Source organism: Amycolatopsis alkalitolerans, from assembly GCF_006152065.1.
Lineage (GTDB): Bacteria > Actinomycetota > Actinomycetes > Mycobacteriales > Pseudonocardiaceae > Amycolatopsis_E > Amycolatopsis_E alkalitolerans.
Genome location: NZ_VDFW01000002.1, coordinates 1 through 12,699, shown reverse-complemented (window position 1 = coordinate 12,699; position 12,699 = coordinate 1). Strand labels below are relative to the sequence as shown.

General features: G+C 68.5%; 9 protein-coding genes. 6 read left to right on the top strand and 3 right to left on the bottom strand.

Going from position 1 to position 12,699, the window contains the following annotated elements; all coding sequences use genetic code 11:
- The first annotated feature begins 210 nt into the window (after positions 1 to 210).
- Positions 211 to 1,521 carry a DUF349 domain-containing protein gene (locus FG385_RS02065; protein WP_139094869.1) on the top strand — a complete coding sequence of 437 codons (1,311 nt, stop codon included), beginning with the start codon at positions 211 to 213 and terminating at the stop codon, positions 1,519 to 1,521.
- A 258-nt stretch (positions 1,522 to 1,779) separates the two neighbouring features.
- Here the strand turns inward: FG385_RS02065 and FG385_RS02060 are convergent, their stop codons facing one another.
- Positions 1,780 to 3,312 (bottom strand): aldehyde dehydrogenase family protein, encoded by a 1,533-nt coding sequence (locus tag FG385_RS02060; RefSeq protein WP_139094868.1) that lies wholly within the window; start codon positions 3,310 to 3,312, stop codon positions 1,780 to 1,782.
- Complete coding sequence (locus tag FG385_RS02055) at positions 3,309 to 4,280, bottom strand: 2-dehydropantoate 2-reductase (protein WP_139094867.1); 972 nt, start codon at positions 4,278 to 4,280, stop codon at positions 3,309 to 3,311. The genes FG385_RS02060 and FG385_RS02055 overlap by 4 nt, the downstream gene beginning before the upstream one ends.
- A gap of 160 nt (positions 4,281 to 4,440) precedes the next feature.
- Here FG385_RS02055 and FG385_RS02050 point away from each other — a divergent pair, with 160 nt between their 5' ends.
- From FG385_RS02050 to FG385_RS02035, 4 genes are all read left to right on the top strand, one after another.
- Positions 4,441 to 6,120: a thiamine pyrophosphate-binding protein gene (locus FG385_RS02050; protein WP_139094866.1), complete on the top strand. Its 1,680-nt coding sequence runs from the start codon at positions 4,441 to 4,443 to the stop codon at positions 6,118 to 6,120.
- 11 nt (positions 6,121 to 6,131) lie between these two features.
- On the top strand, positions 6,132 to 7,358 hold the full coding sequence (gene frc, locus FG385_RS02045) for a formyl-CoA transferase (RefSeq protein WP_139094865.1): 1,227 nt from the start codon (positions 6,132 to 6,134) through the stop codon (positions 7,356 to 7,358).
- The gene (locus tag FG385_RS02040; RefSeq protein ID WP_139094864.1) at positions 7,358 to 9,481 is read left to right on the top strand and encodes an acetate--CoA ligase family protein; all 2,124 of its coding nucleotides are present in this window, start codon (positions 7,358 to 7,360) and stop codon (positions 9,479 to 9,481) included. The genes frc and FG385_RS02040 overlap by 1 nt, the downstream gene beginning before the upstream one ends.
- Positions 9,482 to 9,671: 190 nt before the next feature.
- Entirely contained in the window at positions 9,672 to 10,976 is a 1,305-nt protein-coding gene (locus FG385_RS02035) for an OFA family MFS transporter (protein ID WP_235022334.1), read from the top strand.
- A gap of 69 nt (positions 10,977 to 11,045) precedes the next feature.
- Here FG385_RS02035 and FG385_RS02030 read toward each other — a convergent pair whose 3' ends face one another.
- Positions 11,046 to 11,783, bottom strand: coding sequence for a GntR family transcriptional regulator (locus FG385_RS02030; protein ID WP_139094862.1), 738 nt, complete (start codon positions 11,781 to 11,783; stop codon positions 11,046 to 11,048).
- 160 nt (positions 11,784 to 11,943) lie between these two features.
- On the opposite strand from FG385_RS02030, the gene FG385_RS02025 reads away from it, so the two are divergent.
- Positions 11,944 to 12,576, top strand: a complete 633-nt coding sequence (locus FG385_RS02025) for a class I SAM-dependent methyltransferase (protein ID WP_139094861.1) — start codon at positions 11,944 to 11,946, stop codon at positions 12,574 to 12,576.
- Positions 12,577 to 12,699: the final 123 nt, after the last annotated feature.

Below are 12,699 nucleotides of genomic sequence, written 5' to 3'. Positions count from 1 at the left end.
GGTCGAGGTTACCGGGCCGCCGTGATCACACCGCCCCCACAGCCACAGACAGTAGAATCACCCGCTCCGACCCACCACACCGAGTACCGCAAGCAGCGCTGAACTGCTTGAATGCGGCGTGGGGGTGGAAGCACTCCCCCGCACGACCCGGCCCCATCCCGGTGGGGCGCCCGCCGACCGGCGGGCCCGACAGGCGATAAGGAGCCTGCGATGGCCGACGAGACCCAGCCCGGCGTACCCGCGCCGCACAAGATGCCGCTCCCGCACCCGCCGGCCGGCCACGACCGGCCGGTTCCGCCGGCCGAGCCGAACCCGTCCCGCTGGGGCAGGGTGGACGAAGAGGGCAACGTCTACGTGCGGACCGCGGAGGGTGAACGCACGGTCGGCGTCTGGCAGGCAGGCGGCCCCGAGGAAGGGCTGCTGCACTACGCGCGCCGGTTCGACGACCTGCGCACCGAGGTCGAACTGCTCGCGACCCGCCTGAGCTCAGGCGCCGGGGACCCGAAGCAGGCACTGCAGAGCGCGACCCAGCTGCGGAGCGGGCTGTCCGAGGCCGCCGTGGTCGGCGACCTGACCGCGCTCGGCACCCGGCTCGACCGGATCGTCGAGCAGGCGGAGGGCGCGCTCGCCAACGCCAAGCACGAGCGGGAGGAAGCACGTTCGGCTGCGATCGAGCGCAAGCAGGCGCTCGCCGAGGAAGCCGAGCAGATCGCCGCGGAGTCCACTCAGTGGAAGGCGGCCGGGGACAGGCTGCGCGCGATCCTCGACGAGTGGAAGACGGTCAAGGGCGTCGACCGCAAGACCGACGACGAGCTGTGGAAGCGCTTCTCGAAGGCACGTGAGGCGTTCAACCGCCGCCGCGGGTCGCATTTCGCGGAGCTGGACAAGCAGCGCGCGGCGGCGAAGGCGCGCAAGGAAGAACTGATCGCCGAGGCGGAGTCGCTGGTCGACTCGTCCGACTGGGGTCCGACCGCGGGGCGGTACAAGGACCTGATGGCCGAGTGGAAGGCGGCGGGCCGCGCGCCGAAGGAGACCGACGACGCGCTGTGGCAGCGGTTCCGGTCGGCGCAGGACAAGTTCTTCGCACGCCGGTCGGCCGTGTACTCAGAGCGCGACGCGGAGTTCGCCACCAACGCGACGCGCAAGGAGGAGCTGCTGGCCGAGGCGGAGAAGCTCGACCCGGCTGCGAACCTGGACGCGGCGAAGACGCACCTGCGGCGGCTCCAGGAGCAGTGGGACGAGATCGGGAAGGTGCCGCGGGAACGGATCCGCGAACTCGACGGCCGGCTCAAAGCGGTGGCCGACCGCGTCCACGACGTCGAGCAAAGCCGGTGGCGGCGCACGGATCCCGAGGTGCAGGCCCGCGTCGACCAGTTCCGCGAGCGGGTGCACCAGTTCGAGAGCCAGGCGGAAAAGGCCCGCGCCGCGGGCGACGAGCGCCGCGCGAAGAAGGCCGACGAGCAGGCCGCGCAATGGCGGGAGTGGATGGAGGCGGCGGAGCGCGCCGTCGCCGACCGGTGAAGTGGAAAGCGCTCCGCGCGGCCGGGTGAGCTGACGGCGCGGAGCGACGGTCTTGTCGGGCTCGGGCGTGGGCGTCCGCGGGCCGAGCTTGCGGGACACGAGGGCCTGATTTGCGGGGGCCGAAAGCCGAACTCGCGGCGCGCGGGAGCCAGACTCGCCCGCACCGAAAGCCGGACTCACCGGGATCGAAAGCCGAACTCACCCGTCCCGGAAGCCGGACACACCCGCTGTGGGAGGCCGACTCGCGCCGGGGGTCGGTCAGGTCGGGGGGTAGAGGGTGTGGGTGGGGAAGTGGCCGTAGAGGGGGCGGTCCGGCGCCTCGGTGACGGCCTGCACGAGCAACTCGCCGCCGACGAACGCGCCGCGCCATGAGGCGCCCCGGCCGCCGAAGTGTTCCTCGCGGTCGCCGCGTGAGCGCGGGCGGTTGATGCCGACCTTGAACGCCTGCAGGTCCGCCGCCAGCCGCCGCGCGGTGGGCTCGTCGTCGCAAGCCAGCGAAGCCACCAGCGAACCGTTGCTCGCGTTCATCGCCGCCAGCATTTCCGCCTCGGTGTCCACCAGCACGACGCTGTCCACCGGCCCGAACGGTTCCGCGTGGTGCAGCGGCGACGAAGGCGGCGGGTTCAGGATCGACACCGGCGCGAGGTACGCAGCGGTGTCCTGTCCCGGCAGGAACCGTCCCTCCCCGAGGGAGCCGCGATGCAGCGGCACACCGCCACGGCTGATCGCATCGTCGACCGTATCGCACAGCTCCTTGACCTTCACGTCATTGATCAGCGGCCCGAAATCCAGCTGTGGCAACGGATCCTCGGCCCGAGCGACGGCCAGCGGATGCCCGACCTTCAGCTCCCGCACGGCGGGCAGGTATGCCGCGAGGAAGTCGTCGAACAGCGAACGCTGGACCACGTAACGCGGATACGCCGTGCACCGCTGCTTGCCGTACTCGAACGAGCCGCGGACATGCCTCGCCAAGGCCGGCCAGTCGCTGAACTCCCAGACGCCCCAGCAGTTCAGCCCCTCCTGCTCGAGGATGTGCCGCTTGCCGGAGTCGACGAGGCTCGCCGCGATCTCCCCTCCGCTGCTCCGTCCGCCCACAAAGGACAGACAACCGATCAGGTCCGACCGCACGAGCGCCTCGGATAGCTCCGCGCCGCCACCGCTCACCAGCGTCACCGGAACCCCTTGGCGCGCCACCAATGCGACCGCGAGTGTCAGGCAGTTCACTCCCCCGTCGGTCGGCGCTTTCGCGATCGCCGCGTTGCCGGCGAGTGCCTGGACGAGCATCGCGTGCATCAGCACGCTCATCGGGTAGTTCCAGCTCGCAATGTTGCTGACCGGCCCCGGCAACGGCGCCCGGCCCTCGAGTATGCCTTCGATATTCGAGGCGTACCAGCGAACCCCGTCGACACACCGGTCCACATCGGACTGTGCGGACTTCCAGGTCTTGCCGATCTCCCACACCAGCAACAGGGCGAGCAGCTCGCGGTGCTCGGCGAGGTCGCCGAGCGCGGCGACCACCCGCCTCTTCCGCTCGGCCAGGGGCGCGAACGACCACGTGCGGTGCTCGTTGAGGCTCGCCCGCACCGCCCGCTTCGCGTCGACCGTTTCCAGCCGGGGCGGGCCGGTGATCACCGTGCCGTCGATCGGCGAGGTCGTTTCGGTCGGTGTCCCCTCCGACCGCCAGCGCCCGCCCCAGAAGTTCCGCAGCCGCTCTCCGCCGAACGCCTCGGGCGCGACGGAACGGCACCGGCTGTAAACGCTTTCCCACTCGGTTCCCGGTTTGATGATCACGAGGCCACCTGCTCGCCGAGCAGCCCGGCCAGCGCGTTGACGACGCGCAGCGTCGGGACCGGCGCGCCGGTCAGATCCGCCAGCTCCACCACGGCGGCGAGGATGGCGTCGAGTTCGAGGGGTTTGCCTTTCTCCAGGTCCTGCAGCGTGGACGTCTTGTGCTCGCCGGTCCGTTCCGCGCCCGCGAGCCGCCGGTCGATGGACACCTCCGGATGCACGCCGAGCCGCGCGGCGACGTCGAGCGTCTCGCGCATCATCTGTACCACCGTCGAGCGGGTATCGGTGTGCTTGCAGATACCGAGCATCGTCGCGCGGGTGAGCGCGCTGATGGGGTTGAACGCGATGTTGCCCATCAGCTTGATCCAGATGTCGTGGCGCAGATCCGGTTCGACCGGGCATTTGAGACCGCCGGCGACCATGGCGTCGGAGAACTCGCGGCAGCGCGCCGAGACGCTGCCGTCCGGCTCACCGATCGACAGCCGCGTACCTTCCAGATGCCGGATCTCGCCCGGCGCGGAGATTTCCGTCGCCGCGTAGACGACGCAGCCGATCGCGCGGTGCACCGGCAGGACCGCGCTGACCGCCCCGCCCGGGTCGACGGTTTCGACCCGGCGCCCCTGGTACGGACCGGGCAGGCCGTGGAAGTACCACCACGGGATGCCGTTCTGCGCGGCGATGATCGACGTGTGCCCGGCCAGCAGCGGCTCGATCAGCGGGCCGCAGGTGGCATAGGAATTCGCTTTCAGGCCAAGGAAAACATGATCGACCGGGCCGACCTCGGCCGGATCGTCGGTCGCGTGCGGGTGCGCGGTGAAATCGCCCCGCTCACTGGTCACGCGCACCCCGGACGAGCGGATGGCGGCCAGATGCGGACCGCGGGCGATGAGGTGCACCTCAGCTCCCGCGCGGTGAAGGCTGGCGCCGACATACGCGCCGATGGCGCCGGCACCGAGAACAGCGACTTTCACGGTGTCTCCTCGATCTTGCGAGAGTATTGTATGCAGTATACGGTATGGAGAGATTTGGTCAATGGCTTCGAAGCTCTGGACAACCGCGTCGATCGAGGGCCACCATGGCTCCATATCGTATGCAGTATTCGGTAGCCACAATGTTGTGAGGAGAGGGCGCATGTCAGGCGAACCCGGGTTGATCTCCGGCGGGCATCTCGTGGCGAAGGCCCTGAAAGCGGAGGGTGTGGAGGTCATCTTCACCTTGTGCGGCGGCCACATCATCGACATCTACGACGGCTGTGTGGACGAGGGCATCGACGTGATCGACGTCCGTCACGAGCAGGTCGCGGCCCATGCCGCCGACGGCTATGCGCGCGTCACCGGCAAGCCCGGCTGCGCCGTCGTGACCGCGGGGCCGGGGACGACCGACGCGGTGACCGGCGTGGCGAACGCCCTGCGCGCGGAGAGTCCCATGCTGCTCATCGGTGGCCAGGGGGCGCTCAGCCAGCACAAGATGGGCTCGCTGCAGGACCTCCCGCACGTCGACATGATGTCGCCGATCACGAAGTTCGCCGCGACCGTACCCGCGACGGAACGCGCCGCCGACCTGGTCTCGATGGCGTTTCGCGAGTGCTACGCCGGCGCCCCGGGCCCGTCGTTCCTGGAGATCCCGCGCGACGTGCTCGACGCGAAGGTCCCGCTCGAGAAGGCCCGCATCCCGAAGGCGGGCGGCTACCGCGCCTCCACCCGGTCGGCCGGCGACCCCGAGGCGATCGAGCGGCTGGCGGATCTCGTCGTGCAGGCGGAGAAACCGTGCGTGCTGCTGGGCAGCCAGGTATGGACCTGCCGGGCGACCGATGCGGCGATCCAGTTCGTCCGCGAGCTGAACGTGCCCGCGTTCATGAACGGTTCCGGCCGGGGCACGCTGCCCCCGCAGGACCCACACCACCTGCAACTGGCCCGCCGCTACGCCTTCGGCAACGCCGACCTGATCATCATCGTCGGCACCCCGTTCGACTTCCGGATGGGCTACGGCAAGCGCCTGTCCCCCGACGCGACCGTCGTGCAGATCGACCTCGACTACCGCACGGTGGGCAAGAACCGCGACATCGACCTCGGCATCGTCGGGGACGCCGGGGTCGTGCTGTCCTCGGTCACGCAGGCCGCTTCCGGCCGCGCCGACAACGGCGCGACCGGGCGCAAGGAATGGCTCGAGGAGCTGCGCGCCGTCGAGACGCAGGCATACGAGAAGCGGTTGCCGCGCCAGCATTCCGACGCGAACCCGATCGACCCGTACCGGCTCGTCCACGAGATCAACGAGTTCCTCACGCCGGACTCGATCTACATCGGCGACGGCGGTGACATCGTCACGTTCTCCGGCCAGGTCGTGCAGCCGAAGGCGCCGGGCCACTGGATGGACCCGGGCCCGCTCGGCACCCTCGGCGTCGGCGTGCCGTTCGTGCTCGCCGCGAAGTACGCCCGCCCGGACCAGGAAGTGGTCGCACTGTTCGGCGACGGCGCGTTCAGCCTCACCGGCTGGGACTTCGAGACGCTCGTACGGTTCAACCTCCCGTTCATCGGGATCGTCGGCAACAACTCGTCGATGAACCAGATCCGCTACGGGCAGATCCAGAAATACGGCGAGGACCGCGGCCGCGTCGGCAACACGCTCGGCAACGTGCCCTACAGCGAGTTCGCCAGGATGCTCGGCGGCTACGGCGAAGAAGTACGCGACCCGGCCGACATCGCGCCGGCCCTGCAGCGCGCCCGCGAGTCGGGCAAACCGTCGCTGATCAACGTGTGGGTGGACCCGGACGTGTACGCGCCGGGAACCATGAACCAGACCATGTACAAGTGAGGGGAAACGTCATGGGAAAGGCACTCGAAGGCGTGCGTGTCCTGGACATGACCCATGTCCAATCAGGACCGTCCTGCACCCAGATCCTGGCCTGGCTCGGCGCCGACGTGGTCAAGCTCGAAGCGCCCGGCGGCGACATCACCCGCAAACAGTTACGTGACCTGCCCGATGTGGACAGTCTCTACTTCACGATGCTCAACTGTAACAAGCGGAGCATCACGCTCAACCTCAAAAGCGACGAGGGCAAGCGGATCTTCACCGAACTGCTGCCCCGGTTCGACGTGCTCGCGGAGAACTTCGGGCCCGGCGCGCTCGACCGGATGGGCTTCACCTGGGACAGGCTCCAGGAGCTCAACCCGCGGCTGATCTTCGCCTCCATCAAGGGCTTCGGGGAGGGCCCGTACACCCATTTCAAGGCTTACGAGGTAGTCGCGCAGGCGATGGGCGGGTCGATGAGCACGACCGGTTTCGAGGACGGGCCGCCACTGGCCACCGGCGCGCAGATCGGCGACTCGGGCACCGGGATCCACACGGTGGCCGGCATCCTGGCCGCGCTGTACCAGCGGGAGCACACCGGCCGCGGCCAGCGGGTGACGGTCGCGATGCAGCACGCCGTGCTGAACCTCGCGCGGGTCAAGCTGCGCGATCAGCAGCGGCTCACGCGCGGCCCGCTCAACGAGTACCCGAACGAGGAATTCGGCGACACCGTACCGCGCTCGGGCAACGCGAGTGGCGGCGGGCAGCCGGGCTGGGCGGTGAAATGCGCGCCCGGCGGTCCGAACGACTACATCTACGTGATCGTGCAGCCCGTCGGCTGGGGACCCATCACGAACCTGATCGGCAGGCCCGAACTGGCCGAGGATCCCGAGTGGGCCACGCCCGAGGCACGGCTGAACAAGCTGGACAAGATGTTCCAGCTGATCGAGGACTGGAGCATCGGCCTCGGCAAATGGGAGGTGCTGGAAGAGCTCACCGCGCACAACATCCCGTGCGGGCCGATCCTGTCCACCAAGGAGATCATCGAGGACGAGTCGCTGGCCGACAACGAGATGGTCGTGAAGGTCGACCACCCCGAGCGCGGCGAGTTCACGACTGTCGGCTGCCCGCTCAAGCTGTCCGATTCACCGGTCGACGTCCAGCGTTCTCCCTTACTCGGCGAGCACAACGAGGACGTCTACGCCCGCGAACTCGGGCTGGGCGAGCAACTGGCGGGACTCAAGGCCAAGGGAGTCATCTGATGGACCAGAGCATCGTTCGCGAGATCCTGGACAAGGTGCGCGCCGAGGGCCGGGAGGCGCTGACCGCGCCCGAAGGCAAGCAGATCTGCGACGCCTACGGCATCCCGGCACCCTGGGAAGGGCTTGCCACCACGCCGGACGAGGCCGCGGCGCTCGCCGAGGAGATCGGCGGCCCGGTCGCGTGCAAGATCGTCTCTCCGGAGATCCTGCACAAGACCGAAGCCGGCGGCGTCATCGTGGGCGTGGAAGGCGCGGGCGCGGTCCGCGAGGCGTTCGACAAGATCGTCGCGAATGCCAAGGCGTACAACGCTTCCGCGAGCATCACGGGCGTGCTGGTGCAGCAGATGGCCAGTGGCGGCCAGGAGGTCATCATCGGCGCCACGACCGATCCGACGTTCGGCAAGGTGGTCGCGTTCGGCCTCGGCGGCGTGCTCGTCGAGGTGCTCAAGGATGTCACCTTCCGGCTGGCACCACTGGATCTCGCCGAAGCGAAGTCCATGGTGGACGGTATCGACGCCGCCGAGGTCCTGCACGGCGTCCGTGGCGCGGACGCGGTGGACGTGGATGCGCTCGCCGCGGTGATCCAGCGAGTGTCCACTCTGGTCACCGACTTCCCGGAGATCCGGGAGTTCGACCTCAACCCGGTGTTCGCGGCGGCGGACGGTGCGATCGCGGCGGACGTGCGGATCCTGGTCGAGACGGGCGAGGTGACCGAGCCGGTACGGCCGTCGCAGGAGGAAATCCTGCGCGTGATGAACCGGCTGATGAACCCGCGCTCGGTCGCGGTCATCGGCGCCTCGGACACCGAGGGCAAGATCGGCAACTCGGTGATGAAGAACCTGCTGGGCGGCGGGTACGCGGGCGAGATCTACCCGATCAACCCGAAGGCCGACGAGATCATGGGGCGCAAGGCGTACCCGGCGGTCGGGGACATCCCGGGCGAGGTGGACGTCGCGGTGTTCGCGATCCCGGCGAAGTCCGTGGCCGCCGCCCTGACCGAATGCGGCGAGAAGGGCGTGCCGGCGGCGGTGCTGATCCCGTCCGGATTCGCCGAGACCGGCAACCAGGAACTACAGGACGAGATCGTCGCGATCGGGAGGCGCTACGGGGTCCGCATGCTGGGCCCGAACATCTACGGCTACTACTACACGCCGCAGAACCTGTGCGCCACGTTCTGCACCCCGTACGACGTGCGCGGCGGCGTCGCGCTGACCTCGCAGAGCGGCGGGATCGGGATGGCGATCCTCGGGTTCAGCCGGACCACGAAGATGGGCGTGTCCGCGATCGTCGGCCTTGGCAACAAGTCCGATGTGGACGAAGACGACCTGCTGACGTTCTTCGAGCAGGACGACAACACCCAATGCGTCGCGATGCATCTGGAGGATCTCAAGGACGGGCGCGCGTTCGTCTCCGCCGCGCAGCGCACGACGAAGACGAAGCCGGTCGTGGTGCTCAAGGCCGGCCGTACCGACATGGGCGCACGGGCCGCCGGTTCGCATACCGGCGCTCTCGCCGGTGACGACAAGGTCTACGACGACATCCTGCGTCAGGCGGGCGTCGTGCGGGCCCCGGGTCTGAACGAGATGCTGGAGTACGCGCGGTCGCTGCCACTGATGCCGGCGCCCAAGGGTGAGAACGTCGTGATCATCACCGGGGCCGGCGGCTCCGGCGTGCTGCTTTCGGACGCGTGTGTCGACAACGGACTGTCCTTGATGGACATCCCACCGGACCTCGACGAGGCGTTCCGGAAGTTCATCCCGCCGTTCGGCGCGGCGGGCAACCCGATCGACATCACCGGCGGCGAGCCACCGTCGACGTATGAGGCGACGATCCGGCTGGGCCTGGAGGACCCGCGGATCCACGCGCTCATTCTCGGCTACTGGCACACGATCGTGACGCCGCCGATGGTGTTCGCCGAACTGACCGCCCGCGTGGTCGAGGAGTTCCGGGCCAAGGGCATCGACAAGCCCGTGGTCGCCTCGCTCGCGGGCGACACCGAGGTCGAGAAGGCGTGCGAGTACCTGTTCGACCACAAGGTGATCGCCTACCCGTACACGACGGAACGCCCGGTGGCCGTGTTGGGCGCGAAGTACCAGTGGGCACGGGCGGCCGGACTGCTGTAAACGACGCGAAACCGCCCGGCCGGTGATGACGGCGCCGGCCGGGCGGTTCGCCAGTACCACCTGACGGAGGAAAACGGGGGGACAACAGAAAAAGGAGAACGGAATGGATTCGCCAGCGCCGCCGAAATTCCGGGAAGTAGTCGACAGTAACGGGAGAATCTACCGGGTCGGGGAGACCGACCGGGATATCATGGGCCGTGCACGGGCGTGGATGGTGTGGCTGCCCTGGGTCGCCATGATGGCCATCAGCTCGTCGGAATACGCTTTCACCTCCGCCGAAGACACCCTGTCCGAGGCGCACAACTGGCACGGCGCCCACATTTTCTGGCTGCTGGGCGTGTGGGTGTTCTTCCAGGCCGGAGTCGCTTTCCCGGCCGGGCGGATGCGCGAGAACGGCACGTTGTCCGCACGGGCGGCGATGCTGCTGGGAGCCGCCGGGGCGTTGCTGGGGTATGTGGCGCTCGCCTATTCGCCGTCGGTGTTCTGGGCCTATCTCGGTTTCGGGTTCTTCGGCGGTTCCGGGGCCGGGTTCGTCTACGCGACCTGCGTGAACATGGTCGGGAAATGGTATCCCGAGCGCAAGGGCGGCAAGACGGGATTCGTCAACGGCGGGTTCGCTTACGGCTCGATCCCGTTCATCTTCCTTTTCCAGCAGTACCTGGATCTGGGCAACTACCGCACGGTGCTGTTCGTGGTGGGCGTGTTCCTGGCCGCGGCGGTGGGCGTGAGCGGGTTCTTCTTCCGGGATCCGCCGAAGAACTGGTGGCCGCCGCACGTGGACCCGCTGCGCGCCGCGACCGACGACCCGCGGGTGCGGCGGTCGCTGCGCAAGAACCCGCCGGCGCTCAAGCAGTACACGCCGCGGGAAGCGTTCAAGACCGGTGTCCTGCCGCTGATGTGGTTCTGCCTGCTCTGCACGGCCGGGGTGAACATCTTCGGGATCGCCTTCCAGGTTCCCTTCGGTGAGGAGATGGGGTTCGCCGGCGGGATCGTGGCGCTGGCGATGAGCCTGAAGGCGCTGATCAACGGGACCGGCCGGGGTGTGATCGGCTGGATCTCGGACCGGTACGGCAGGCGTGAGACCCTGGTGATCGTCTGCGTGACACTGGGGCTGGCGCAGTTCGCGGTCTACCTGTCGGGGTCGGTCGGGAACATGCCGCTGTTCCTGCTCTCCTCGATGGTTTCCGGGTTCGGCGGCGGCGCGATCTTCCCGCTGTTCGCGGCGATGACGGCGGACTATTTCGGGGAGAACAACAACGCGTCGAACTACGGGCTCGTCTACAGTTCCAAGCTGGTTTCGGGACTGGTCGGCTCCGGTCTCGGTTCGGTGGTCGTGGGCGCCTGGGGTTACGGCGGCGCGTTCCTGCTGGCCGGCGGCATCGGGATCGGCACGGGCGTGCTCGCGCTGTTCCTGCGGCGCCCGCGGCTCACCGTGACGCCGCCACGGGCCCCGGCGAGCCTGCGCCCGGCCACCGAAGCAGGCGGCACTAGCTGACGAAATGCCGTGAGGGACCCCCTCATGCCCTTATGGGCCGTGAGGGGGCCCCTCACGGCATCAGGCGGGTCAGGCGCGGCGGGGGCGGCGGCGCCGGGTGTGCAGGGGTACCGCTTCCTCGGCAGGCTTGTTCCGCCGCTCTTCCAGATAGGACTGACGGGTGCGCTCGGTGTGCTCGCGCATGATCTGCGCGGCCCGTCCGGCGTCGCCACGAGAGATGGCGTCGATCAGCTTCTCGTGCTCCTGCCAGGACTTCTTGCCGCGCTGCCTGGCGATCGGCGTGTAGTACCAGCGGACCCGCCGGTCGACCTGCGTCACGAAATCGAGCAATACCTGGTTGCCGGACAGCTCGGTGACCGCGCGGTGCAGGTCGGCGTTCGCGGCGACCATCCCGTCGATGTCGTCGGAGGCGAGGGCGGCTTCGCCGTCCGCGCAGATCTGGCGCAGCCGCTCGATGCTCGTTTCGTCCGCGTGCTCGGCGGCCAGCCTGGCCGACTCACTCTCCAAGATGGACCGGACGGCCAGCAACTGGTCCACCTCGGTGTCGGCAGGGGCGTGCACGAACGCGCCGTACCCGGGCCGCAGGTCCACCCAGCCCTCGGAGTTCAGCAGCTGCAACGCTTCGCGGATCGGCTGGCGGGAAACGCCGAGCATCTCCGCCAGCTCGCTCTCCACGAGATGCTGGCCGGGCGCCAGCTGGCGCGAGATGATCAGCTCCTGCATCGCCTGGTAAACCCGTTCCCGCAAGGGTACGGGCCGGTCGATCCGGCGCGCCGCCATATCCTGCGGCAACTCACTCGGCGGCATGCGAACTCCCAGCATTTAGTCGACTGGCTACAGCATACAATGAACCGTTCGCCCTTTTCCCGTGACCTGACGCACGCCGGTCAGCCGGCCGCTTCGCGGATCGTGGCACCCAGCCAGTGCCGCGCCAGGCCGGCAGGTCGGGCGCGACTATGTTTCCGCCGTGACCGAACCTTCCACCAAGGCTGCCTACGACGCCGTTGCACCGCTCTACGCCGAACTATTCAGCAACGTGCTCGAGACCTTACCGCTGGAACGTGCGCTGCTGGCCACGTTCGCCGAACTCGTGCGGGCCAGCAACACCGGACCGGTCGCGGACATCGGATGCGGACCCGGCCACGTGACCGCACACTTGCACTCCCTCGGGCTGACCGCCTTCGGCGTCGACCTGTCCTCCGAGATGGTCACCCTGGCCCGGCAGGCTCATCCGGACCTGCGGTTCGACGAGGGTTCGATGACCGCACTGGACCTCGCCGACGGAGTTCTCGGCGGCATTCTCGCGTTCTTCTCCACCATCCACACGCCACCGCGGCACTTGCCGGCCGTGTTCACCGAGTTCGAGCGGGTGCTGGCGCCGGGCGGCCACGTGCTGCTCGGATTCCTCACCGGTGACGACCCGCTGCCGCGGGAAGTCGACCACAAGGTCACGCTCGCCTATCAATGGTCGCCGGACAGCCTCGCGGACCTGTTGTGCCAGGCCGGGTTCTCGGAGATCGCCCGGATGCAGCGCGAGCCCTACGAAAACGAGCGGTTCCGGCAGGCACACCTGCTGGTACGCAAACCCCAAGAACCCTGAGATCACCCCTTCTCACCATACTGCATACAGTCTACGATATGCTCATGGACCTCTACGAATACCAGGCGAAGGATCTCTTCGCCGCGCATGGTGTGCCGGTGTTGCCCGGCGCGGTGGCGAGTA